Genomic DNA, 23460 nt, shown 5'->3' on the forward strand with positions numbered 1-23460 from the left:
TAAATCCAAATATCAAAATAGTATAAGTAATAACCAAGCCTTTAGTTTGAATTATTTGTTATGAGCGCTTTAAAATCCTGAGCAGTGTTTCCTTTTCCCAAAAGTAAATAAGCCAGCCGTAAAACGCTATTGCCGCCACGCCGAAAAAATAATTTTCCCTGAAATAATAAAAATAAACAAGCGACAGGACAATGGAAATACCAAGGTAGCTGCTTATTTTCTTCATATCATAAGGAATAGGATAATATTTATTCCCTAAGATATATGATATCAGCATCATGGTGCCGTATGCTGAGATAGTTGCCACGGCCGAGCCCATGTAACTCCATATGGGAATTAATGTAAAATTAAGCACTATGGTTACTACAGCCCCGGCTATGGAAATATAAGCGCCTATTTTAGTTTTATCGGAAAGTTTATACCATACCGAAAGGTTATGGTAAATGCCAAGGAAGAAGTTTGCTATTATTACCAAAGGCACTACCTTCATCCCTTCCCAATACGATTCGCGGCGCACCATTATTATTTTCAGTATATCTGAAAACACCACAACACCCAGTAATATAGCCGAACCGAATATCACAAAATATTTGGTGATTAAAGCATAGGTTTGCGGTGCATTTTCATTTTTGGCATGGCTGAAAAAGAACGGCTCTATACCAAGGCGGAATGCGGTTGCAAAAAGCGTCATAAACACTGCCAGCTTATAGCATGCGGAGTAAATACCTATTTCTGCTTTGGCAATACCTGCAGGCAGTAAATGCTCCAGGAAAATACGGTCAAATGTTTCATTAATAACAAATGCTATACCTGCTATAAGTACAGGTATGCTGTATTGCATCATTCTTTTCCACAGTTTTTTATCCAACTGCCAGGTGGTTTTAAAATAATCCGGAAGTAAAACCAAAAGTGTCAGCAGGCTGGCTATTACGTTGGAAATAAAAATATAGCCTATTTCATAGCCCGGCTGGTAAACCGAAACCCAAAAACCATCTGGTGCCTGTTTTGCCAAACGGGGGAGGAAGATAAGGAAGAATACATTAAAGAAAAGGTTTACAGCTACATTCCCTATTTTAAGCAGCGCATAAAACTTTGGTTTTCCCTGCGCCCTTAATCTTGCAAAAGGTATAATTACAAGGGCATCAAGCGCAAGTATCCAGATGTTATAAATAACATACTCTACACTGGTATTTAATGCCTCGGCAAAAAAGCTCCTGAAGAACAGCGCAACAATTAAAAAAGATAATGATGATACAAATAGTGAAACCATAGAGGTGCTAAGCACCTTATTTTTATCATCGCTATTGTAAAACCTGAAAAAGGCCGTTTCCATACCATAGGCCAGTATAACATTAAAAAATGCCATACAGGCAAATATCAGCGATATTTCACCATACTCTTCTTCAGGCAGCTGGTCGGTATAAAGCGGCGTTAACAGGAAACTGAAAATACGGGGCACCACCGTGGCAATGCCATAAATTGCAGTTTGTTTAAAAAGGCTTTTGTAAAGGCTCAAGGGTTAAGCGGTTATAATACACAAAAGTATAAATATAATTTTAAGGATATGTAAGCATTGATTTATAGTTTTATATTTGCCCGCAAAACCAATTTCATGAAATTTCTTTTACTATTCCTTTTACTTTTACCTGTAGCAGGGTTTACCCAAAATTATCCTGAAACAAAAAAAGAACCCCTTACACTTACACGCCACAACATTACTTACAATGATGATTATGCATGGCTTGAGGATATGCGCGGTGAGGAGGTAAATAACTGGGTTGATAGCCAGAATAAATTGTATAACTCCCACATTAACGGGCTTTCTGCCTCGGTATATCCGCTGCCTTTGCTTACCAAATATTCTAACCAGACCAGTTACCGCCTGCCCCATAAAAAAAGGACATATTATTATTCGCTGGTGCGCTATTATGGTAAAGAGGTGCAAACACCTTCACTTGCCTACCGTAAAAACATTAACGGTAACAATATAATGCTGGTTAACCCTAACTTTTTTTACAATGGCAAAACAGTAAATATTATTGATTACTCACCTTCCATCAACTCTGAAATACTTGCCTATAAATTGATGATTGACGGCAGTGACCAATATGAAATCCGTTTTACAACCATAAAAAGCGGTCGTAAGTATGATGATGTAATAAAAAATGCCAAGTTTGGCAATATTGCCTGGAAAGGCGATGAGGGCATATTTTATAAAAAAAACAGTAATACCAGCCAGTTTGCGCTCGATTCCACCTACCATGTATATTACCATAAATTAGGGACAGATGTAAAAAATGATGGATTGGTATTTGACGTTTCTGGTATCGAGGGGCAAGTGTCTACATTTACTTCTTATGACGGTACAAAGCTTTTTATAGGTGCCTTTGACAAAACCGAAAGTATTGCCGACTATTATTATGCCGACCTGACGAAAGAAAAATTTGAACTTGTTAAATTCCTGGATAATGCCAGGGTTAATTTTGATATGATTGGCTATTATGACAATAAATTTTACATTGACAGCAGGCAGTCCAACTGGGGCGATGTAGAATATTTTGACCTTGAAAACCCATCTATTAAAAAGGTGGTGGTACCACAATACCAAAATCAGCTTCTGGTAGGCTCCTACCTTTTTAAGGACAGGATTTTATGCAAATACAAAAATACCGATGGCAACTATTTTATGCTTTTTGACCGCAACGGTAAATTCATAAAAAAGATACAAACCCCTAAAGGAATGGATGTAGTGCTTAGCAGTTATGATTATGCAGATACGGAAGCCATATTTTATGTTACCTCGCATACCATACCCCCTATATTATTTACCTTAAATCTGGAAGATGGAGCCTACGACAGGTTTGTAAACCCAACCTATGCAAAAACAACAGCCCCCTTCCCTCCCGAATATTTTGTAACTAACACCACTACCTATACTTCAAGAGACGGTGTAGAAGTGCCCATTACCATTATCCATAAAAAAGACATAGTTCTCGATGGCACAAACCCTACTTTGCTTGAGGCTTATGGCGGATTTGGCACAGTAACACAACCAAGTTATGATGTGGGGCTTATTTACTTTTTAAGCAATGGTGGGGTATATGCTTATGCCGAAGTGAGGGGCGGCGGAGAAAAAGGACGCAAATGGCATACCGAAGGCACTGCCTTAAAAAAGATAAATACCATAAATGATTTTATAGATGCCGCGGAATTTTTAATCAGCCAAAAATATACCTCGCCTGACAGGCTGGGTATTACAGGCGGTTCGCAGGGAGGGCTGCTGGTAGGAGCAGCAATGGTTAAAAGGCCCGATTTATTTAAAGTAGCTATTCCAAAGGTTGGGGTATATGATATGGCAAAATTTAATAATTATACGGTGGCACGCTTTCACCTTGATGAGTATGGCGACCCTGATGTTGAAGAGGAATTTACCGCTATGATGGATTATTCACCCTACCACAATATAAAGGAAGATGTTAACTATCCTGCTACGTTGATTATAACATCTGATAACGATGACAGGGTACCCCCGGTACACTCCTATAAATTTGCAGCAAAGCTGCAAAACCGCGCTGCGCAAATCAATCCTGTATATTTAAAAACGCGCCGAAACGCAGGGCATTATGGTGTAACTACTAATAACGAAGAACACTTACAGGAAGAATCTGAAGTGTATTCTTTCCTGTTATATTATTTAAAGAAATAATATTAAGGTGTAAAATAAAAAAGGCTGCCTTTCGGCAGCCTTCTCATTTATGTTTGTTTGTTTATTCCTTAGTTATTCAAAGCTTCTGCACCGCCCACAATTTCAAGAATTTCTCCTGTAATGGCAGCCTGGCGTGCTTTGTTGTAAGTAAGCTTAAGCTGGTTCCTTAATGCGGTAGCATTGTCGGTAGCTTTGTGCATAGCCGTCATACGGGCACCATGCTCTGAAGCAAAAGAATCGCGTATGGCTTTGTAAAGCTGTGTTTTTAACGACAAAGGTATAAGGCTTTTTACTATCTCCTCTTTTGAGGGTTCAAAAATATAGTCGGTAGTAACATTTGCTTTTTCTTCAGCTTTTGCAGCCGGGGCCAAAGGCAGGAACTGTTCTGTCAGTACTATTTGCGTGGCAGCATTTTTAAAATGGTTATACACCAACTCTATCTTGTCATACTCACCTGCGGTAAACTTATCCATAAGCTCCTGTGCTATGGCAGCCACATTTTCAAAAGTAAGGTCATCAAAAACCTGGCTTTCATTAGCTACAATAGCAGCCGATTTCCTTAATGCATCGTTACCTTTTTTACCTATGGTCAATACATCAATCTTTTTGCCGGCATAAGCCTCCTGCAATACTTTAACCTGCTTTACAACATTACTGTTAAAAGCACCGCACAACCCCCTGTTTGATGTAATAACCACAAGAAGCACCTTATTAACCGGGCGCTGCTCGGCAAAAACACCTCCGTTGTCGCCATCAAGGGTAGCGCTAAGGTTTTGCAGTAGTTCGGTAAGCTTTTCAGAATAAGGCCTCATGGCTGTAATAGCATCCTGTGCCTTTTTAAGCTTGGCAGCAGAAACCATTTTCATCGCACTTGTAATTTGCATTGTGGATGAAACAGAAGCTATCCTGTTGCGTATTTCCTTTAAGTTTGCCATTTGTTTATTTAGTATTGAGCAGTGGGAATTAAGGTTTATCCTCTAAATCCCCACTACTAAAATATACTGTCTCAATTAATATTTTGCTGCAATTTCTGTAGCTGCTTTTTCAAGCACATCAGTCAGTTCATCCGAAAACTTACCGGCCTTAAGCGCATCAAGGGTATCCCTGTGCTTAGCGTTAAGGTACTCAAGGTAATCTTTTTCAAACTCCTTAACTTTATTTACAGGTACTTTCCTTAAAAGGTTTTTAGTACCGGCATATATAATAGCAACCTGGTCTTCTACCTTAAATGGGTCGTTAACTGCCTGTTTAAGTATCTCCACGTTCCTGCGTCCTTTTTCAATTACGTTAAGTGTAGCCGCATCAAGGTCAGAACCAAATTTGGCGAAAGCCTCAAGCTCACGGAACTGCGCCTGGTCAAGCTTAAGTGTACCTGCCACTTTTTTCATTGACTTGATTTGTGCATTACCACCCACACGCGATACTGATATACCTACGTTAATTGCAGGGCGTACACCCGAGTTGAATAAATCTGATTCAAGGAATATCTGTCCGTCAGTAATCGAGATTACGTTGGTAGGGATATATGCAGAAACGTCGCCGGCCTGTGTCTCAATAATAGGAAGTGCCGTTAATGAACCGCCGCCTTTTACAATTGGTTTAAGCGATTCCGGAAGGTCGTTCATGTTTTTAGCGATATCGTCATCGCCAATAATTTTAGCCGCACGCTCAAGAAGCCTTGAGTGAAGGTAGAAAACGTCTCCAGGGTAAGCCTCACGTCCCGGTGGCCTCCTTAACAATAGTGATACCTCACGGTATGCAACTGCCTGTTTGGAAAGGTCATCATAAATGATAAGTGCCGGGCGGCCCGTATCACGGAAGTACTCACCTATAGCAGCACCTGCCATTGGGGCATATACCTGCATTGGTGCAGGGTCTGAAGCATTAGCCGCAACAATAATAGTATAAGCCATAGCCCCTTTTTCTTCAAGGGTTTTGGCTATACCTGCCACTGTAGAAGCTTTTTGCCCAACAGCAACATATATACAGAATACAGGCTTACCTGCATCATAAAATTCTTTCTGGTTCAGGATGGTATCTATACAAACAGTTGTTTTACCAGTCTGGCGGTCGCCAATAACAAGCTCACGCTGTCCACGCCCTACAGGAATCATGGCATCAACTGCTTTTATACCTGTTTGTAAAGGCTCGGTTACCGGCTGGCGGAAAATTACACCCGGAGCTTTACGCTCAAGGGGCATTTCATAAAGGTCGCCACCTATAGGGCCTTTACCGTCAATAGGGTTACCAAGGGTATCTACCACACGGCCAAGCATTTGTTCACCAACTTTTAATGAAGCAATACGCTGAGTCCTTTTTACGGTAGAACCTTCTTTAATTCCTGTTGAAGGGCCAAGCAATACCACGCCCACATTGTCTTCCTCAAGGTTCAATACAATAGCCTCTAACCCGTTTTCAAACTCAACCAACTCACCATACTGTGCGTTAGAAAGTCCGTAAACACGGGCAATACCGTCACCTACATTAAGAACGGTCCCAACTTCCTCTAATGTAGCACCCGATTCAAAACCGGACAATTGTTTCTTTAATATTGCTGAAATTTCAGCTGGTTTAATTTCTGCCATCTGATTTTATAATTTAAACACTTTTGTGTGGTAAATACTTAATTACTCAATTCTCTTTTAAGCGTAAGCAGGCTGTGTGCCACCGAAGCGTTAAACTGCCTGTCGCCCACCCTTAATATAAACCCGCCTATTATAGCAGGGTCCACAATGTTTTTAAGGGTTATTTTTTTATCTGAAAACTCTTTTATTTTAGCCAGCACTTTGGTTTCAAGCTCGGGGGTAATAGGGAAAGCCGTAGTTACCGTAGCCGTACCAATACCATTCATTTCATCAAACTGTGCTTTATACTGTGCGGCTATATTGCCAAGCATTTCAAACCTTTTATTTTCAAGCAAAAGCCTGAAAAGCCCCTGCGTAACCGCATGGGTTCCTGCAAAAATTTCGTTCAGTGCCGACTCTTTTATCTCTGCCTTTACAATAGGGCTGGTAATAAAGTTAGCGAATTCTTTATTTTCTTCAACAGTTTTGGCAATAAGGGCCATATCCTCGCTTACCTGCTGTGCAGCTCCCGAAGTTTGTGCCATATCCAGTATTGCCCTGGCATATCGTATTGCAGCTCTTGAACCTGTCATAACGATGATTAGTTTAATTTAACGTCATCCAGCATTTTCTCAACCATAGCAGACTGAGCTTCTTTACCGGAAAGTTCGCTTTTTAATATTTTTTCAGCTATTTCAAGCGACAGGCCTGAAACCTGGTTTTTAAGCTCGGCCATGGCAGCATTTTTTTCGCTGTTTATTGTGGCTTTTGCCTGCTCGATAATTTTAGCACCTTCGGCCTGGGCTTCCGCTTTAGCATCGGCAATCATTTTTTCCTTGATTTCCCTTGCCTCTTTTATCATGGCATCCCTTTCAAGCCTTGCCTCCTGCAGTATCCTTTGGTTATCTGCCTGAAGGTTGTGTATTTCCTGGCGCGCTTCCTCAGCAGCCAGTAATGCTTTATTAATAGATTCTTCCCTACCCCTTACTGCGGCCAATATTGGAACCCACGCAAATTTCTTTAGCAGGAAAAAGAAAACTATAAATATTAATGTTGTCCAAAAAACTAAACTCTCTGGTGCAGTAAAATTCATATATTCAGATTTTTGATAGTTTACTTTAATAAAGCTTCCCGATGCCAACCGCACCGGGAAACTTTTGATTTAATTATTTTGCAATTAACGCAACAACAACTGCGAAAAGAGCAACACCTTCAATAAGTGCAGCAGCAATAATCATTGCAGTTTGGATTTTGTTTGCAACTTCCGGCTGACGAGCCATTGCATCCATGGCAGAACCACCAATTTTTCCAATACCAATACCTGCTCCGATTACAGCTAATCCGGCACCGATTCCAGCTAATACCATAATAGTAAATTTATATAGTTAATAATTAATAAAACTCAATTTTAATGATGATCTGCATGATCATGTTCCTGAACCGCTTGCCCGATAAACAACGCACTAAGCAATGTAAACACATAGGCCTGTAATGCGGCAACCAAAAGTTCCAGCACACTCATGAACAATACAAATGCTCCTGATACCGGTGCAATGGCAACCGTTTTAAATATATATATAAGCGATATAAGGCTAAGGATGATAATATGCCCGGCGGTAATGTTTGCAAAAAGACGTATCATTAACGCGAAAGGCTTTGTAAGCGTACCTATAATCTCTACCGGAATCATAATAGGGTAAAGCGCTACAGGCACAGGCGGTTTAAAAATGTGCGCCCAGTAATCTTTATTACCGCTAAAGCTGGTAACAAGATAAGTTATTAATGCAAGTACAAATGTAAAGTATATACTTCCTGTAAGGTTGGAACCGAATGGGAAAAACGGTATAAGGCCTATAAGGTTGTTTATCCAAATAAAGAAAAATATGGTAAGCAGGTACGGCATGTATTTGGCATACTTTTTCTCACCAATGTTAGGAATGGCAATATCATCCCTTACAAACACCACCAGCGGCTCAAGGAAACCGGCAAGCCCTTTAGGTGCCTGCGGGTTCTTTTTATACGAACGTGCCACAGCCGAGAAAAGAAGGAACAGCACGATAACCGACATTAGCATTGAAAACACAAACCTTGTAACAGAAAAGTTAAGCGGCCTTGCCTCAAAATTAAATGCAGAGCGGTCTTCTTCCTTCAGGCTCTCAAATTTATCAGCGTAATATATTACTTCGTTGTAACGAACAAATTTTTGACCGTCAGCCTCAACCACGTGGTGGCCACTGTTGTCATGGTGAAATTGTTTTGATGAAAAAACAACCAGTCCGTTATCTGTCCATAATATTACAGGAAGGCTGAATGATATAGGATGTCCGCCCCAGTCAAAAATATGAAAGTCATGCGAGTCGCCTATATGCGAGCCTATAAGTTCTGAAGCGTTAAATTCTTTATCCTCACCGTGCGTGCCATGGGCAGCATGCGCCGCATGTTCCTCATTATGGGCAACAGCGGTACTGTCGTTTTCAGTGTTTGCATAGGTGCTTACCGAAAAACCTATCAATAAAGCAGTTACGAGAGCTTGAAATGGCCTAATTGAAATCACTATAATTAATTTTAAGTGTCAAAAATTGATGTCCAAAAAATTTTTGCAAAGGTATATATTTAATTTACATTTAAAAATATCTAAATATATTTTTTAGAACGTATGCTGTTTTAAATAATTAATAATAAAAGAGCCGTTTATCTGCTGTTTATTAAACGTACTGCCGCTACGGCCTCGAAAGTGAGAAATAAAAAGTAGGGTATAAAAAAATTAAGCACATCGCCCACCGGGTCGGCAACATCTGCCTTCATGAGCGGCAGAAAGAACACTACCGAAAAAGCCATTTTAAGTATGCTGAGCGCCATGAACAAAAACCCTGTTTTATCGGGAAAATGCCTGTGAATAAGCCTGAGCAGTAAAAGAATAATAGCTGTGGCCACAAATAAAAATGCATGTATCTGCCAAAGTGGATAAAAAAACTGCCCTGCAATAAAATTTTCTGTAATTATAAAGTGGCAGGCAAATACCGTTATTGAAAATGCCAGGAAGGCTAAAAGCATTTTAAGCATTGCTGTCAGGATTTGTCACCCAGGTTTTTAACCTGCCTGATTACATTATAAAGGGCAATAAACACTGCAAGCAGGGAAAATATAATGGTAAAAAGCGAAGAGTCTTTTTTGCCAAACTGCCCGTCCAGCCATATTCCCAAAAAAACGCCTGCACAAATAATTACCCCCATTTGAAAAGGTATATTTATAAGTGCAATCCATTTTTTACTTTTATTATCAGGCTGTTTGGTGCTCATTTAATTTCAATGTTTCTGTGTTAGCATCTGTTTTCATGGCACAGGTGGCAGTAAACTCTGCACCCGGCTCTACCGAAAGCTTTCCGGTTATTACATCTCCCTTAATAAAAGCCTTTGCTTTAATAGTTAATAACTCATCTACTTCTATCCTGCCATTAAACCGGCCCTCAATATCGGCATTTTTACATATTATATCGCCGGTAACACTGCCACCGGGGCCAATAACAATTTTACCTTTTGTTGTAAAATTGCCTATAAGTTCCCCGTCCAGGCGAAAATCTCCCTGGGAAATAATATCTCCTTTAATGGTTGTACCTTCAACAATTCTATTTGTTTTACCTAATAAATCAGTATATGACTTTTGGGATTTTTCAAACATTTTTCCTTTTATTTTATCGATAGATATTGACTTAAGTTCTTTTTTATCTGTACTACCTTATAATCTTCAGCCGAAATTATTATAGGTGTTTCGGCAACTTTATATTTTTTATAGTCCTTTAATATACTCACCGCGTCTTCGGCTGCCAGCTTGCTGTTAAAGCCGTGTATTACCAAAAGGTTTTCGTTAAAGGTGTAAATATCGTTAGATAATGTTATACTGTTGTTAAGCCCTTCTTTAATAAACTTCAATATTTTATCGCTAAGCGGCTTAATTTTAGGATCATTCGGGCTGTCAAATTTAAATATTATCTTCCAGCTCATGGATGCCTGGCCAAAATCCAGCCTTTCCAGCATTGGTATATCCTTTTGCAGCATTACTTCGGCCTGCTTGCCTTCTGCGCTGTTAGGGTAGGTTAAGGCAACAAAATTCAGTGACTTTTTATATTCATCAACACCAAGAAGCCTTCCCGTTACATAGGCCTTAAGCAGTTCGAATTTAGAAACTATGTTTTCCCCTGTATAGCGGTTAATATAATTTTCCAGTTCGGCATATACTTGCCTTACCTTTCCATCCTCATATTGTTTATACAACGATGCATAAACTGCTTCGGGACTGGTTTGGTTTATGGTTTCTGACAAAGGGTTGCGAATAATCTCGGCATACCTGCTGTCGCTGTAATCCGTAAGTATTTTTTGTTTGTAAAACTCCGCCCGGGCAGGGTCTAAAATTTCATAAATTTTGTACAGGTTGTATAAAGACGGTAGCACAAGCCTTTCTTCAGGGTTATTTTGCAAAAGCTTTTCAAGCTTATCAGCCGCGCGCCTGTATTCTGCAAACTTTTCATTATAAATAATACCAAGTTGGTAATAGGCAAAATTCCTTTCTTTAGCCAGGCTGTCAAGCACTGTTTGAGATGTTGGCAGCTGCTTCAGGTAAAAATCAGACGAGTATCTTGGGTCTTCTGCTTCAGCATCTTTGACAGCAACCTCATCTTCTGCTTCCGTATCATTATCAGTATTAACATCTTTGCCCTGCTTGCGCTGCTCGGCCGACCATCGCCAGTTGTCTGAAAGCGGGCGCCCACCCCAGTTCTTTTTAAATTCCATTTTGCCATAGGCAACCGTTGAAGGGATGTAAAAATAAAATTTACCTCCGGCCGCTGTGTTTGTGCCACCGGGTACGCTTCCGATGCCCCTGTTTTTTGCCGACATCTGATCAAAAGCTTCCTGTTTTGACATACGGCCGGAAACACCCGCTTCCTGCGCCATACCTTTGTCGCCACGGCTCATCATCTGCCCGCCTTTGGCAGCTATGTTATTTGCTAATGGATTTGCCGACGCAGCAGCCATAGCTTCCTGCCTGCGTGCCTCTTTTTCCAGTCGCTCTTTTTCAAGCTCATCCTGCTTTTTAAGTTTTTCAATATATTTTTCGAAAAAAGCAACACGTTCGGCTTCGGGTAAAGAAGCTATGTGTAAAATACTGTCATTCGTGTTTGCAATAGCCTCATATTTTATTACATCGGCAAGATTGTCCCTTTTCTTTTTTATTAACTTGTATTCCCTGCCCCGTGCGTCAAGGTAAACAAGGGTACTGTCATAATAATTACCTGCACTTACATAGCGGGCATTTTCAAAATCCATTTCGGCAATATTCCTGTAGCTTGACGCCTTAAGGTACCTGTCCTTAGATTCTGCCCTTAATGATTTATTATAATAATACCTTGCCTTTTCATCATTATCCTGCTTATCATAAAACAATGCAACCTGGTGGTTTAAAACATCAAGGTAGGGCCTGTTTTCCCTGTCTTTAAGCAGGTCCCGGTATTTTTCCATAAAGGCAAGGGTATCGCCTTTTGCATAATCAAACTGTGCTGCCTGCCTTGCGTGTGCCTGAATGACATACCGTCTTGGCGACCTCCTTTTCATTTCAATTACCTGCTGAAAATAACTGTAGGCACTGTCCGGCTCATTCATTTTTTCATAAAGCTGACCGAGGATAAAACGGTAACGTGCTTTTTGTTCTTTGATTTCAGTATATTCAACTGCCTCTTTTAAGATTATGGCAGCACTGTCCAAATTTCCGGTTACTATGTAAGCCTGTGCCAATGTAGCATTGGCATCGGCTATAACCTGCTCGTCCATTTCGCTGCTTTTCTCTTTTAAAAGCTGCCTCATGTTTTTAATTGCAGTGCCCTCATTTTCAAGGCGCAGGTTGGTTTTTTCACGCCACACCTTGGCTTCATTAATTTTATCGCTTTGGGGGTGCTTATACAAAATGTAGTTAAATGCCTCCAGCGCAGGGATAAACCGGTTATCATAATACCTTGATTTTCCCAGCAAAAGATGGGCTTCATCCATTTGCGGGTTCTTTTCGGTGCCGCCTATATACATGGAGTGCTTTTGTATGGCTTTTGTAGCTTTGGTTTCGGCTCTTTCAAAATTAGGGTTCTTTTTATCTTCCGGCCCCCTTTCTTCTTCGGTAGCCTGCATCCTTTCTACGGGCAGTACTTCCCAAAAATTATCAGTATAGGTTGTGGCAATATCATTAAGCCCTGCCTGCAGGGCAAGGTCGCCATTATAAAGCACATTATACTCGGTGGTTACCGCGTGGAAATTACGGGTAATGAAAGTATTTTTTTTGGTGGAACAGGCTATTAAAAAACCAAGGATCCCTAGTGAAAGAAAATATTTATATATACTGGTTTTCAATGCAAAACATTTTTTTATCCTAACTTGTAAAATGCCCTTTTAGTATAAAGAGGGGTAAAAATACGTTTCTTTTTGTTAAGTGAAAGGGTTTTGCATAAAAAATAGGGAAATACAAAAAACCCCGCATGGGCGGGGTAATTTTATTGTACTGCAAAAAATTCTTCCAGTTCCCTTAGCGTTTCTGCCGAGGTTTGTATGTCTTTAACCACCTCACCCTTTTGTAAGGCTACTATCCTGTTGCTTACCTCTATGGTATGGGCAAGGTCATGGCTGGAAACTAATATGGTTACTTCCGGGTCATCGGCCAGTTCCTTTATAATTTTTTTAAGCCTGAACTGTGTGGTAGGGTCCAGGTTGGCAAAAGGCTCATCCAGTATAATTACTTCGGGGCTGCCTATAAGCGTGGCTATAATTCCCACTTTTTTCTGGTTCCCTTTAGAAAGGTCGCGAAGGTATTTCTTACGGTTTAGTATTTCACCATTAAAAAAATCTTCATGCTTTTTAAGCAGGGCATCAACGTCTGCTTTGTTTTGCCCTCTTAGCTCGCCTATAAAATAAAAGTACTCTTCAGGGGTAAGGTAGCCTATAAGGAATGTTTCATCCAGAAATGCCGAGGTAAACGGTTTCCAGGCCTCACTTTCATTAACCGGTATATTATTATTTTTTATCTGCCCTGCCGAGGGTTCAATCAAATCCAGCAGCAGGCTGAAAAAAGTGGTTTTACCTGCACCGTTATTACCTACAAGGCCAAAGCTTTCGCCTTTGGGTATGGTTAAACTGCCTATATTAAGTACGGTTGTTCCGTTATATGTTTTTCTTAAGTTGCTTACCTGTATCATAATTGTTGTGGTTTAATTTTTTTGTTTATAAGCTGCAAGGGTTTTGTACTTTTCCGCTTTATATACTTTTTCAATCCTGGTAAAAACCTTGTTCCTGAAAGCTAAGCCTAATATTCCGGCTGCTGCCACAAGGGCATAACCCATTATTTCATTTACAAAGTAATAGCCAAGCGCATAAAATAGTATGGGGAGTAAAAGTTTTGGCAGCGACAAAAGGAAAGTCTGTGTATTAAATGCCTTTTTATCTCCAAATGCCTGTTTACTGGAGGCAAGGTCTATAGGTGTTTTAATAAATGCCCCGCCCAGCAGCACAAGGTGGGAATTTACCCCTATATTATATATACCGCCTACTATAACCAACAGATAAATATCCAAGCCAAAATAAAGATAGAACGATGCCAGCAGGGTACTTAAGGCTGTACCAATAACAACCAGCCACCATTTTGCCGATATATATTCACGGTACTGAATGTTCTGGCTCATCATCAAAGGGTAATAGGCACTGTCCCAACTCGGCACAAACTGCCCGAATGTAAACAGGAAACCACCGGTAACAAATATTGCTGCAAACATTTTCCACATTGGGTTATCATATACCTCAAGAGACCCGGTAAAAAACAAAAGCCCGTAGAAAAGAAACATAAAACTCATAAACATGGTAGTTTTAGAGCGCTTGTTCCTTCTTATAAGCTTAATGTCATTTTTAAGGAATGTTCCCAGCGCGCCAAACTGATTAAGCCAGGTGTAATCTTCCGTTTTTGCCTCTTCCTGTTTGCCTTTTAAACCTGTATCCAGGTAAAGGTGATTTTTTAAGTACTTAAAGCATACTGCATAAAGTATGGCAAGCAGTATTAATGGTATTATAAAAAGATATTCTGTAGCATACATGCCATGGAAAAATGTCGATGTATATTTTGTTATGTCAAAAACTTCATAGTACTGCAACCCGCCAAAAACGGCAAGCATAACTATAAAAATAATAAACAGGTTATCTTTATCATTCAGTAGTATATTAAGGAAATTATTGCAGTACAATAGTGCCATCATCCCCAAGTGCCAAAAAACAACATTAACAACATCATACCCCTCTTTTATTAGTACCAGCGAAAATGGCACAAAGAAGAAAGCGTGCAGTAAATTAAAAAAAGAAACGGCTGTTTTACCCAGGGCAAAATTTACAATAGTGCTTCGTTTAATAGGAAGCGTAAGCAATGGCCTGATATTTATTACCGGTATTTTTTGCAGGAACAGCCTTATAACAATATCAACAACCAGGTAATAAAGTGCAAATTTGCTAACTATTACTAACGGGTCCTGATTAAGGCTTTCCTCAATTAAATAATAAGTACCGAAGCCGGCAAGAAAAAAAATGGCTGCAAAATAAATGGCCGCTACAATCATGATTATTTTCATGACCATGTTGCCGGTAAAAGATGAAGCACGGAAAAAGGATTTCCACTCCAAGGCTAAAAATTTCCTGAACATTGTATCTGGTTGTTTTGTTTATGAAATTAGTAGTAAAAATTTCCCGAAAGTTACAATTTTCAGGATGATTTTTCCAACCTGTACTCCGGGTAAGTATCTTCAAGCAGGCTTTCTGCTTTTGCAGGGACTATATATAGTATCACATAATCATATAGAATAAAAAGCACAAATACAACAGAAAACAATAATGTTACCCAGGGCGCCATCATATCTTCTGGTATGTGTATATACATTTGCAAAGGCCCGTTTAATGCAACGCCAAGGCCGCCAAAGCTGTATAGTATTTCTTCCAGCATCCAGCGTTTGCCTGTATTTTTATTTTTAGCTTTATACTTTTTATTCAGCAGATACATACGCCTTATGCTTATAATGAAAACCGGAAACAGCAGCCCGATGAATATAAGAGGAGAAAACTGTATAAGCTTATATACAGTAAAAGTTGCTACTATCGCTAACAGAATTTTTGGCAGGCGGAAAAAAGTTTTAACCTGTTTCCATATAAACCTGTTATACCTTTTGGTTAAAGCCGCTCTCCTTCGCTCCACTATATCAGAAAAGCCAAAAATGCCAAACTCTTTAAATGCCGCATCAAGTGCCTTTTCAAAGCTGATATCAGGATTTTGCTTCCACTGCTGCTCTATGGTGTTCGCAAGGTGGTCGGCAAGTTCAGTTTGCAGGTCATAATGTTCTACAAAGTGCCTTCGTGTAAAATCATACAATTGTTCTATCTGCGCTGCTGAAACTTTTTTTTCCATTACTTATACTGCAATTTATACTTATTGATCAATTTGATAAAAGTGTAATAAACAGCTATTAAAAAATAAAATATAAAAGCATAATAAACCGATAGCACTATTTCATTCTTAATTATGCGCTCAGGGTGTAGTACCATTACAATCCAATATAAAATGGCAACTGCAGAGGTAAGCAGCCTGTCTGACACAGAGTACTTTATTTTTGCTATACCATAATTATAAAAAAAGTGTATAAATATAGTTATAACTATAAGGCTGTATACTATCATAAATATATCTATAGCCTGCCGGGGCCCTTCATATTTAATCACTACTGCCAAACTGATGCTAAGCAGTAAAAATATAATAGTGAATAAAGGCGAAACCATAGTTTTGCCCAAATATTTAAAGCCTTTTTTCCTTGCGGCACACATAAAGTTATACTTTGATTTAAGAAGTTCCTTTTTATGCTGCAGCATGTATTCTTTAAAACAATCCAGAAAATCGCCCTCCATATCTTCTATTGCACTTGCCACATGGTCAGTCATTTCAATACGCACATCTACATATTCTATGCCTGAATTTTTAAGATACGTGTCAATAAATTTTAACTGTTCCAGGTTTAATTTATGCATAGTTTTTCTTTAAGTATTGTTGATTGGTTAGGTACACCGCATATACTCCCGTGTAGCAAAGTGCGATTATAAATAAGTTAGCCCATAAAAACCATTCTTCCTCTTTAAAAAATCTTCGCAGCTGCATAAACAGCACCGGGAAAAGAAAGTACAGCATGGTTTCTTTATAAAAGTGAATTAATGAAGGGCTAACTTTAATTTTAATAAGATGCCGCCCCAAAGAAGCCCAGTACAGTAATAGATATAATGCAATGGTAAAGACATCTACTATTACATAGCTAATATTTGACAATAAATAAAATATTGTAAAAACACTTAAAAAAGCCAATATGCCCCTTACGGTAATAAATTGTTTTAAAAAATAACTGCGGTAAAACCCGTCTTTTATTTTTTGCTGCTCTTTTACAGCAGTTAATAACTTAACTTTTTGATGAGAATTCATATACTCTTTAAGTGCTTCTTCAAAACCAACATCATCCTTTTCAAGCCTTTCTTCCAATGTGGCAGCAATGTGGTCAGTCATTTCATGGCATATATCCGCATAAAAAATGCCATCCCTATTTACATATTCCTGTATTTTGCTTATCTGTTTTTCAGTCAGTTTCATACTATTAATATTGCAGGTCTGGTTTTATATTTGGTGTAACAAGATTTTGCATATTACGTATAAACTCCTCAAGTTCAGCAAGGCGGTTTACTGTTTCTTTTTGTCCGCTTTCGGTAAGCTTATAATATTTTCGCAGTCTGTTATCTACTTTTTCCATTTCCACATCCAGCATGCCTTCTGCCTCCAGCTTGTGCAATGCAGGGTATAAAGCCCCTTCGGTTATATTAAGTTCCCCCTGCGTTATCTGTTTCACCTTTTGGGTAATTTCATAGCCGTACATCCTGCCGTTTTCCTCCAGCAGTTTCATAATTATAGTGTTAAGGCTGCCTTTATACAATTGAGAATTTTTCATTCCATAATTTTATCATTTCAAATATACATAATTTTCTTATGCATAATAGTTTTAGGTATATTTTTAATCACATAAACTTTATTTGCTTTCGGGGAATGTTTAATTTTGCCTAAATAACTATACGCATTTAAATGTCAACATTCCATACACTTAAAATAAAAGACGTAAGGCGCGAAACGCCGCAGGCTGTTTCGATAGCTTTTGAAATACCTGAAAACCTTAAAGAAGATTACAACTTTGTTGCAGGCCAGTATATTAATATAAAAACACAATATGAGGGCGAGGAGGTGCGTAAAGCCTATTCAATATGTTCGGCTCCCGGCAGTAACGAGCTTCGTGTTGCCATAAAGGCTGTAAAAAACGGCGGATTCTCTGTTTTTGCCAATGAAAAGCTTGCGCCAGGCGACACTATGGAAGTAGGCACGCCCGAAGGCAAATTTGTATTTGAACCTAAACCGGAAAGGCAGCGCAATTATGCCGCTTTTGCCGCAGGCAGTGGTATAACTCCCGTTTTATCTATCATACAATCGGTTTTACAAAGCGAGCCCGAAAGTACCTTTGTACTGGTTTATGGCAATAAAACACCTGAAGATACTATTTTCCATAATTTCCTTCATGACCTGCAGCAAAAATATGTAGGCCGTTTTTTTGTACACTTTGTATATAGCCAGGCAAAGGCAGATGATGCCCTTTTTGGCCGTATTGAACGCTCAACTGTAAATTTTGTAATAAAGAACAAGCATAAAGAAAAGGAGTTTTCTAAATTTTACCTGTGCGGGCCGGAAGAAATGATTACCACTGTAAATGATATTTTAAGGGAAAATAACATCCCGGAGAAAAATATTAAGTTCGAACTTTTCTCTACCCCTATTGCCGAAAAGAAAATTGAGGAAAACCTTGACGGGCAAACTAAAATTACTGTTTTGGTTGATGATGAGGAAACAACCTTTATAATGTCGCAGCAAATGACAATATTGGATGCGGCCTTAAAACAGGGGCTTGATGCGCCTTATTCCTGCCAGGGTGGTATTTGCAGCAGCTGCATGGCCCGCATAACAGGCGGTACTGCCGAAATGCGTAAAAACGCCATACTAACCGACAGCGAAATTGCAGAAGGACTAATATTAACCTGCCAGGCACACCCTACATCGCCCGAAATTTATGTGGATTATGATGATGTATAATAAATAATTTATGATAGTATTTTAATTGCCATTCCTGATACAGAGCTTCGGTTTAAATGAGGCCCCTCTAATCAAGAATGGCAATTTGATTTAAAAGCAAAATAGTTTTATCGTAATAAAACTTCTTCAACCTTATTCACTACAGCCTCCGGCTTAATAGTCGCCATAACATCCTCATATCCTTCTACTTCTTTATTGCCATAAACTGAAGTAGGCAATAACGGATATTTTTCACGGTCGGCAGTAAGCGCATTTTCCAATGGCTGGTTAAAAGGTGCAAACCCTGTATAAGGATGCGTTGCGCCCCAAAGCGTTACCACCTTAACACCCAGCATAGCTGCTATATGCGAATTACCGCTATCCATACTAAGCATTACATCAAGGTTACTTATAAATGCTATTTCCTGTTCAAAACTTATTTTGCCAGCCAGTACAATGCAGTTTTCTTTATCAGAAGCATAGCCTTGCAATAGTACCTGTTCATTTTTCCCTCCAAAAAGGAATAATGTATAACCGGGTTTTTCGGCCAGTTGATTTATTACTTGCTGCATCAGGTTTTGAGGATAAACCTTGCCTTTGTGCTGGGCAAAAGGCGCAATACCTATCCATTTGCCAATTTTTTGCCCTGTAATTTGCAATACCTCATCAGCAAGATGCTCCCTCTCGGGAAAAACAGGTACTGAAAGGTCAACAGGAAAATCAAGCTGCTTAAACACCTGGGCATGGCGCTGAGTTACCGGTGTAAGCGGCTTAAATATTTTATTATTAGTGCGTGTCAGTGCTTTTTTTTCCGACCGTGCTTTATTTGTAGTTGCCGTTTTTTTTCCTGACAGGGTAAATAATGCAGTTATTATTTTAGAACGAAGTACATTATGCAGGTCGGCAACAGCATCCGGCTTAAGGGAAGCCAGTTCCTTATATAACTTTAAAAGCCCTGCCAACCCTTTGTGCCTGCCCTCAGGTTCGGCAGCGAAAAAAGCTACATTGGGAATATTCTTAAAAAGCGGTTTAAAAAATGCTTTGGAAACTACTGTAACTTTTACACCGGGATATTTTAAAGTTAAAGCCCTCAGTACAGGTACAGTCATTGCGACATCGCCCATAGCTGAGAGCCTTATTACTATTATATGTTTTATGCCTGGCACGTGCCGGGAATTATTTTTTATTCTGGTATAAAACCGGGTTTAGTTCCTCGTCATTATACATTTTCATCTGTTTATACACCTTCATGTATTTATCCCCATTCTCTATATCGGCCAAAAGGTCGTCAATAGCAGTACAAAGGTCTTTCTTCTGTTCCAGCAGCACATCAAGTTTTTCCCTGCACTTGGCCTTATGTTCCGGCGATGCATCCTCTCGGTTTGCCTCCTCGTTCATATGGTAAATTTTAAGTGCAAGTATAGATAGCCTGTCTATGGCCCATGCCGGGCTTTCAGAATTTATCTTTGCATCGCCCTTTACCTCAACACCTGCATAACGCTGTAAAAAAAAGCTGTCTATATATTCCACCATATCGGTACGCTCCTGGTTAGAAGCATCAATCCTGCGTTTAAGGGCAAGGGCTTCAACCGGGTTTATTTCCGGATTTCTTATAATATCCTCAAGGTGCCACTGTACGGTATCAATCCAGTTTTTTGCATACAGCAAATGTTCTATCTTATCCTTATGGAAAGGATTGTTAATCGGCTGGTCTACATTGTCATACTGGTGGTAATCCCTTATACTTTGTTCAAAAATGGGAAATGCGGTACTAGAAAACATATTTCTTTATTTTATTTACAAATATAGTTTTAATACTTTTATCCTGCTAATACAAATAATATCCCCATGCATGTTCATTACATTTCGGAGCAAAACAGTATTTTAAATCATTTCCTTGCACAAATTCGTGATACTGAGGTTCAGACAGACAGTATGCGTTTCAGGAAAAACATTGAGCGGATTGGGGAAATAATGGCCTATGAGCTAAGTAAGGTTTTGGCATACAAACCTAAAGAGGTAAAAACACCGCTGGGTTTTAAATCAACCTATGTGCTGGAAGACAATGTGGTACTTTGCTCCATATTAAGGGCAGGGCTGGCACTGCACACCGGCTTTATGAATTTTTTTGATGATGCAGAAAACGGATTTGTTTCCGCATTTAGGCACCACCCGAATAATGATGATAATTTCGAGATTTTAGTAGAATACCAGGCTGCGCCTTCTTTTAATAACAAAACCCTGATAGTAATAGACCCTATGCTGGCTACAGGGCAGTCACTCGTTGCCGTACTGCAAAAGCTGCTGGTACAGGAAACACCAAAAGAACTGCACATAGCGGTGGTTATTGCCGCCCCCGAAGGTGTGGCATACCTGCAGGAACACCTGCCGGAAAACTGCCATTTATGGATTGCCACCCTTGATGAAAAGCTGAATGAGAAAAAATATATTGTACCGGGCCTTGGCGATGCGGGCGATTTGGCTTATGGCAGTAAACTATAGCTGTACTATAAATAAAAAAAGTGCTATAATTACTATGAGGCTTATCACTATTTCCCTAACCCATGTATTTTCCTGGCTTTCCAGGTAATTGGCTCCCATAATGGCAAGAGGGGCAAACGTAAAGGCAAGGAAGCTGTTGTTTTTATCAGCAGAAAGTACATAAATGCCCACTCCCAAAAGAAATGAAAACAATATTTTTTTATGGGACGACTGAAGATTTAGCGGCTTGCTGCTTATGGAAACAGTATAGGGGAAGCAGAAAAAAACAGCTACTGAAGAAAATATGGCAAGTGCTATGTTTTGATAAATGTTTTCAAAATAAGTAAAATCAAAACTTATCCTTATATTTTCCTGTAATTCATGCAGTATATTATGGCCCGCCATAAGCATTACCATGAAATATATTGAAACCACTGCAAAAAAAGCTATAAACGGTATTATCCAGTTCCTGTAGTCGCGCGATACGTGAAAAATGATGGATATAAAAACCAATACCAAATAAAGTATACTCCAAAAATGGAATATAGCCGATGCAAATATCCAGAAGGAGGCATCAAATATTTTCTCCTTTGGTGTTATAAGTGATTGCAATGATATCAGCCTGCGTAATGCCAGTAAAAGAAAAAAGTTGGATATAATTATATTTTGGTTTACAAGTATAGTGGGAAAAAGTATTAAAAACACCATAAAAATAAACATGGCATAAGTATTGGCTTTACTTAAAACATTTTTATGGGTAATGAAATTTACAAGGAATAATGAACCCGCCAGCAAGAGCAATAACCCTGATTTTTTGAGTATTTCAAGATAGTCTCCCGTCCAGGCAGTATCTTTAAGCAGGTATAAAAAATAAAATAAAATCAAAGTTACACCTATAATAACATAATTTATAGGTCTTGATTTTTTAAAAACACTTGCCAGCATGTGATTATTTTATACTTTTGTGGGTGTAAATATAATACTTGTTTAAAAATGAGAGCATTTTTTGAAGCTATAGGATACCTTTTTACAGATATACTTTTTGTGCCGCTTGACCTTATACGCGCACTTGAACTAAAAAACTGGTGGACGGCTAATATAATTACCTGGATATTTATAATTATATGCTGTGCAGCAACCTGGTACTGGATTAAGCAGCTTAAAATCTATAAAGAAAATAACGACGACGACCAGGATACTACAGCACATTCATTTTTATCATAGGTCGAAACCGATATCTTTTCTATAATAAATCTTATCAAAATTAAGCAGTGCTAAGTTTTGATAGGATTTTTTTATGGCTTCGCGAAAATCGTTCCCATATGATGTAACGGCAAGTACACGCCCGCCATTAGTAACCACCGAGCCATTCTGCAATTTTGTGCCTGCATGAAATACTATAGAGTCTTTAACCTCATCAAGCCCGCTTATAACCTTCCCTTTTTCATAATCTTCCGGATAGCCGCCGGAAACGGCCATTATAGTAGTAGCACTCCTCTCATCAATTACCAATTCCTTTTCTTCAAGCTTTCCTTCGGCCACTGCCATAAAAAGTGCTACAATATCTGATTTTATCCTTGGCATTACCACCTCCGTTTCAGGGTCGCCCATCCTCACGTTATATTCAATTACATAAGGATCATTACCCACTTTTATAAGCCCTATAAAGATAAATCCTTTATAATCTATATCATCCTGTTTTAGTCCGTTAACCGTAGGCTTAACAATACGTTCCTCGATTTTTTTTATGAATTCAGCGTCTGCGAAAGGAACCGGAGAAACAGCTCCCATACCTCCTGTATTAAGCCCTGTATCACCTTCCCCAATACGCTTGTAATCTTTCGCCATAGGCAGGAGTTTATAGCTGCTGCCATCTATAAGCACAAAGCAGCTTAGCTCTATACCATCTAAAAACTCCTCTATCACTACTTTTGTACTTGCCTGCCCAAACTTTTCATCTACCAGCATATTGCGCAATTCCTGTTTGGCCTCCTCAATATCGTTAAGTATCAATACGCCTTTTCCTGCAGCAAGCCCGTCTGCCTTAAGCACATACGGTGGTTTTAGGGTAGCCAGGAAATCACACCCCTGCTCAACAGTTTCTTTAGTAAAACTGCTGTAGGCTGCTGTAGGTATATTGTGCTTAATTAAAAACTTTTTGGCAAATTCCTTACTGCCTTCCAGCTGCGCCCCTGTTTTTGATGGGCCTATAACCGGAATTTTGGTAAGCTCTTCATCCGATTTAAAGAAGTCAGTAATCCCGTTCACTAATGGGTCTTCAGGCCCCACTATTACCATTTCAACAGCGTTTCCCAATACAAAACGTTTTACTTCTTCAAAATCAAGAGGGTTTATATTTACATTTTCTGCAACAGCAGCTGTACCCGCGTTGCCGGGAGCCACATAAAGTTTTGTACAGTGAGGGCTTTGAAGCATTTTCCAGGCAAGTGCATGTTCCCTTCCGCCTGAGCCAAGCAGTAAAATTTTCATGTTGTGTTGTTGTTT

The 23460-nt window shown here is 39.2% G+C and carries 25 protein-coding genes; 4 read left to right on the forward strand and 21 right to left on the reverse strand.

Annotated elements, in window-relative coordinates:
* Positions 1-58: 58 nt before the first annotated feature.
* Entirely contained in the window at positions 59-1516 is a 1458-nt protein-coding gene (locus GSF09_RS10920; RefSeq protein ID WP_159801295.1) for a lipopolysaccharide biosynthesis protein, read from the reverse strand.
* 96 nt (positions 1517-1612) lie between these two features.
* On the opposite strand from GSF09_RS10920, the gene GSF09_RS10925 reads away from it, so the two are divergent.
* Positions 1613-3706, forward strand: a complete 2094-nt coding sequence (locus GSF09_RS10925) for a prolyl oligopeptidase family serine peptidase (protein ID WP_159801297.1) — start codon at positions 1613-1615, stop codon at positions 3704-3706.
* Positions 3707-3774: 68 nt separating this feature from the next.
* Here GSF09_RS10925 and atpG read toward each other — a convergent pair whose 3' ends face one another.
* From atpG to GSF09_RS11005, 16 genes are all read right to left on the reverse strand, one after another.
* Positions 3775-4641: an ATP synthase F1 subunit gamma gene (gene atpG / locus GSF09_RS10930; protein WP_159801299.1), complete on the reverse strand. Its 867-nt coding sequence runs from the start codon at positions 4639-4641 to the stop codon at positions 3775-3777.
* A gap of 75 nt (positions 4642-4716) precedes the next feature.
* Entirely contained in the window at positions 4717-6291 is a 1575-nt protein-coding gene (atpA, locus tag GSF09_RS10935) for a F0F1 ATP synthase subunit alpha (RefSeq protein ID WP_159801301.1), read from the reverse strand.
* Between the two features lie 38 nt (positions 6292-6329).
* Positions 6330-6863 (reverse strand): ATP synthase F1 subunit delta, encoded by a 534-nt coding sequence (gene atpH / locus GSF09_RS10940; protein ID WP_159801303.1) that lies wholly within the window; start codon positions 6861-6863, stop codon positions 6330-6332.
* Positions 6864-6871: 8 nt separating this feature from the next.
* Positions 6872-7363 carry a F0F1 ATP synthase subunit B gene (locus GSF09_RS10945; RefSeq protein ID WP_159801305.1) on the reverse strand — a complete coding sequence of 164 codons (492 nt, stop codon included), beginning with the start codon at positions 7361-7363 and terminating at the stop codon, positions 6872-6874.
* A 73-nt stretch (positions 7364-7436) separates the two neighbouring features.
* Entirely contained in the window at positions 7437-7637 is a 201-nt protein-coding gene (gene atpE, locus GSF09_RS10950; protein ID WP_159801307.1) for an ATP synthase F0 subunit C, read from the reverse strand.
* A 41-nt stretch (positions 7638-7678) separates the two neighbouring features.
* Positions 7679-8827 (reverse strand): F0F1 ATP synthase subunit A, encoded by a 1149-nt coding sequence (gene atpB, locus GSF09_RS10955; RefSeq protein WP_370515999.1) that lies wholly within the window; start codon positions 8825-8827, stop codon positions 7679-7681.
* A gap of 134 nt (positions 8828-8961) precedes the next feature.
* Positions 8962-9333 (reverse strand): hypothetical protein, encoded by a 372-nt coding sequence (locus tag GSF09_RS10960; RefSeq protein WP_159801309.1) that lies wholly within the window; start codon positions 9331-9333, stop codon positions 8962-8964.
* 5 nt (positions 9334-9338) lie between these two features.
* A complete protein-coding gene (locus GSF09_RS10965) occupies positions 9339-9569 on the reverse strand; it encodes an AtpZ/AtpI family protein (RefSeq protein WP_159801311.1) in 231 nt (76 codons plus the stop codon).
* Positions 9550-9948: a polymer-forming cytoskeletal protein gene (locus GSF09_RS10970; protein WP_159801313.1), complete on the reverse strand. Its 399-nt coding sequence runs from the start codon at positions 9946-9948 to the stop codon at positions 9550-9552. Before GSF09_RS10970 ends, GSF09_RS10965 begins: the two co-directional genes overlap by 20 nt.
* 8 nt (positions 9949-9956) lie before the next feature.
* Positions 9957-12659, reverse strand: coding sequence for a tetratricopeptide repeat protein (locus tag GSF09_RS10975; RefSeq protein ID WP_159801315.1), 2703 nt, complete (start codon positions 12657-12659; stop codon positions 9957-9959).
* 140 nt (positions 12660-12799) lie between these two features.
* Positions 12800-13498: an ABC transporter ATP-binding protein gene (locus GSF09_RS10980; RefSeq protein ID WP_159801317.1), complete on the reverse strand. Its 699-nt coding sequence runs from the start codon at positions 13496-13498 to the stop codon at positions 12800-12802.
* A gap of 12 nt (positions 13499-13510) precedes the next feature.
* Entirely contained in the window at positions 13511-14983 is a 1473-nt protein-coding gene (locus tag GSF09_RS10985) for a DUF5687 family protein (RefSeq protein WP_159801319.1), read from the reverse strand.
* 59 nt (positions 14984-15042) lie between these two features.
* Complete coding sequence (locus GSF09_RS10990; RefSeq protein ID WP_159801321.1) at positions 15043-15738, reverse strand: hypothetical protein; 696 nt, start codon at positions 15736-15738, stop codon at positions 15043-15045.
* Positions 15738-16352, reverse strand: coding sequence for a hypothetical protein (locus tag GSF09_RS10995; RefSeq protein ID WP_159801323.1), 615 nt, complete (start codon positions 16350-16352; stop codon positions 15738-15740). The genes GSF09_RS10990 and GSF09_RS10995 overlap by 1 nt, the downstream gene beginning before the upstream one ends.
* Positions 16345-16959, reverse strand: coding sequence for a hypothetical protein (locus tag GSF09_RS11000; RefSeq protein WP_159801325.1), 615 nt, complete (start codon positions 16957-16959; stop codon positions 16345-16347). The genes GSF09_RS10995 and GSF09_RS11000 overlap by 8 nt, the downstream gene beginning before the upstream one ends.
* Positions 16960-16963: 4 nt before the next feature.
* Positions 16964-17311, reverse strand: a complete 348-nt coding sequence (locus tag GSF09_RS11005; RefSeq protein ID WP_159801327.1) for a PadR family transcriptional regulator — start codon at positions 17309-17311, stop codon at positions 16964-16966.
* A gap of 131 nt (positions 17312-17442) precedes the next feature.
* Here GSF09_RS11005 and GSF09_RS11010 point away from each other — a divergent pair, with 131 nt between their 5' ends.
* Entirely contained in the window at positions 17443-18495 is a 1053-nt protein-coding gene (locus tag GSF09_RS11010) for a ferredoxin--NADP reductase (protein WP_159801329.1), read from the forward strand.
* Positions 18496-18602: 107 nt separating this feature from the next.
* Here GSF09_RS11010 and GSF09_RS11015 read toward each other — a convergent pair whose 3' ends face one another.
* Together GSF09_RS11015 and GSF09_RS11020 are read right to left on the reverse strand one after the other, a co-directional pair.
* Positions 18603-19598, reverse strand: coding sequence for a glycosyltransferase family 9 protein (locus tag GSF09_RS11015; protein WP_159801508.1), 996 nt, complete (start codon positions 19596-19598; stop codon positions 18603-18605).
* Positions 19599-19650: 52 nt separating this feature from the next.
* Entirely contained in the window at positions 19651-20256 is a 606-nt protein-coding gene (locus GSF09_RS11020; RefSeq protein WP_159801331.1) for a DUF4254 domain-containing protein, read from the reverse strand.
* Between the two features lie 66 nt (positions 20257-20322).
* Between GSF09_RS11020 and upp the strand changes: the two genes are divergently transcribed.
* Positions 20323-20976, forward strand: coding sequence for a uracil phosphoribosyltransferase (gene upp / locus GSF09_RS11025; protein ID WP_159801333.1), 654 nt, complete (start codon positions 20323-20325; stop codon positions 20974-20976).
* Here upp and GSF09_RS11030 read toward each other — a convergent pair.
* The gene (locus tag GSF09_RS11030; RefSeq protein ID WP_159801335.1) at positions 20971-21900 is read right to left on the reverse strand and encodes a DUF6427 family protein; all 930 of its coding nucleotides are present in this window, start codon (positions 21898-21900) and stop codon (positions 20971-20973) included. The two genes, upp and GSF09_RS11030, sit on opposite strands and share 6 nt — an antisense overlap.
* A gap of 48 nt (positions 21901-21948) precedes the next feature.
* On the opposite strand from GSF09_RS11030, the gene GSF09_RS11035 reads away from it, so the two are divergent.
* Positions 21949-22179, forward strand: coding sequence for a uracil phosphoribosyltransferase (locus tag GSF09_RS11035; RefSeq protein WP_159801337.1), 231 nt, complete (start codon positions 21949-21951; stop codon positions 22177-22179).
* Here the strand turns inward: GSF09_RS11035 and purD are convergent.
* On the reverse strand, positions 22174-23445 hold the full coding sequence (gene purD / locus GSF09_RS11040; protein ID WP_159801339.1) for a phosphoribosylamine--glycine ligase: 1272 nt from the start codon (positions 23443-23445) through the stop codon (positions 22174-22176). The two genes, GSF09_RS11035 and purD, sit on opposite strands and share 6 nt — an antisense overlap.
* Positions 23446-23460 lie beyond the last annotated feature (15 nt).

This window comes from Flavobacterium sp. MK4S-17, assembly GCF_009848495.1.
Lineage (GTDB): Bacteria > Bacteroidota > Bacteroidia > Flavobacteriales > Flavobacteriaceae > Flavobacterium.

Bases quoted from the DNA above. Each gene is read 5' to 3' on its own strand.
- GSF09_RS10980 (WP_159801317.1), bottom strand. From the start codon at position 13,498: ATGATACAGGTAAGCAACTTAAGAAAAACATATAACGGAACAACCGTA.
- GSF09_RS10985 (WP_159801319.1), bottom strand. From the start codon at position 14,983: ATGTTCAGGAAATTTTTAGCCTTGGAGTGGAAATCCTTTTTCCGTGCT.
- atpH (WP_159801303.1), bottom strand. From the start codon at position 6,863: ATGACAGGTTCAAGAGCTGCAATACGATATGCCAGGGCAATACTGGAT.
- GSF09_RS10995 (WP_159801323.1), bottom strand. From the start codon at position 16,352: ATGCATAAATTAAACCTGGAACAGTTAAAATTTATTGACACGTATCTT.
- GSF09_RS10960 (WP_159801309.1), bottom strand. From the start codon at position 9,333: ATGCTTAAAATGCTTTTAGCCTTCCTGGCATTTTCAATAACGGTATTT.
- GSF09_RS11030 (WP_159801335.1), bottom strand. From the start codon at position 21,900: ATGCTGGCAAGTGTTTTTAAAAAATCAAGACCTATAAATTATGTTATT.
- GSF09_RS11020 (WP_159801331.1), bottom strand. From the start codon at position 20,256: ATGTTTTCTAGTACCGCATTTCCCATTTTTGAACAAAGTATAAGGGAT.
- atpA (WP_159801301.1), bottom strand. From the start codon at position 6,291: ATGGCAGAAATTAAACCAGCTGAAATTTCAGCAATATTAAAGAAACAA.
- GSF09_RS10925 (WP_159801297.1), top strand. From the start codon at position 1,613: ATGAAATTTCTTTTACTATTCCTTTTACTTTTACCTGTAGCAGGGTTT.
- atpG (WP_159801299.1), bottom strand. From the start codon at position 4,641: ATGGCAAACTTAAAGGAAATACGCAACAGGATAGCTTCTGTTTCATCC.
- GSF09_RS11035 (WP_159801337.1), top strand. From the start codon at position 21,949: ATGAGAGCATTTTTTGAAGCTATAGGATACCTTTTTACAGATATACTT.
- GSF09_RS11005 (WP_159801327.1), bottom strand. From the start codon at position 17,311: ATGAAAAATTCTCAATTGTATAAAGGCAGCCTTAACACTATAATTATG.
- GSF09_RS10970 (WP_159801313.1), bottom strand. From the start codon at position 9,948: ATGTTTGAAAAATCCCAAAAGTCATATACTGATTTATTAGGTAAAACA.
- GSF09_RS11010 (WP_159801329.1), top strand. From the start codon at position 17,443: ATGTCAACATTCCATACACTTAAAATAAAAGACGTAAGGCGCGAAACG.
- GSF09_RS10965 (WP_159801311.1), bottom strand. From the start codon at position 9,569: ATGAGCACCAAACAGCCTGATAATAAAAGTAAAAAATGGATTGCACTT.
- atpE (WP_159801307.1), bottom strand. From the start codon at position 7,637: ATGGTATTAGCTGGAATCGGTGCCGGATTAGCTGTAATCGGAGCAGGT.
- GSF09_RS11015 (WP_159801508.1), bottom strand. From the start codon at position 19,598: ATGGGCGATGTCGCAATGACTGTACCTGTACTGAGGGCTTTAACTTTA.
- GSF09_RS11000 (WP_159801325.1), bottom strand. From the start codon at position 16,959: ATGAAACTGACTGAAAAACAGATAAGCAAAATACAGGAATATGTAAAT.
- GSF09_RS10990 (WP_159801321.1), bottom strand. From the start codon at position 15,738: ATGGAAAAAAAAGTTTCAGCAGCGCAGATAGAACAATTGTATGATTTT.
- purD (WP_159801339.1), bottom strand. From the start codon at position 23,445: ATGAAAATTTTACTGCTTGGCTCAGGCGGAAGGGAACATGCACTTGCC.
- GSF09_RS10945 (WP_159801305.1), bottom strand. From the start codon at position 7,363: ATGAATTTTACTGCACCAGAGAGTTTAGTTTTTTGGACAACATTAATA.
- upp (WP_159801333.1), top strand. From the start codon at position 20,323: ATGCATGTTCATTACATTTCGGAGCAAAACAGTATTTTAAATCATTTC.